The following is a 255-nucleotide window of genomic DNA, read 5'->3' as shown; positions in this document are numbered from 1 at the left end:
CAGATGGAACGGTTGCGGCATTACGCCCGGGAAAACAGTTTTACCGTCAGGGCGGAATTCACGGACGTGTCCAGCGGCCTAAACCAGAAGCGCCGCGGTTTAGCGAACGTACTCAAACTGGCCGAGCAGGGCGAGTACAGTAAGCTCATCATCGAATATCCCGACCGGTTGGCCCGGTTCGGATATTCATATATCGAGCGGCACCTGAAATACTGCGGCGTGGAAACAATCGCCATCGCGGAAAAAGAACCGGAA

1 protein-coding gene is annotated in these 255 nt (G+C 55.3%); it reads left to right on the top strand.

Going from position 1 to position 255, the window contains the following annotated elements; genetic code table 11:
• On the top strand, positions 1 to 255 hold a 255-nt coding region (locus IT084_RS17880), incomplete at both ends, for a recombinase family protein (protein WP_195714202.1).

This window comes from Desulfallas sp. Bu1-1 (assembly GCF_015594625.1).
In the GTDB taxonomy this organism is placed as follows: Bacteria; Bacillota; Desulfotomaculia; order Desulfotomaculales; family Desulfallaceae; genus JADNRQ01.
This window is presented reverse-complemented; position numbering and strand designations above follow the sequence as displayed.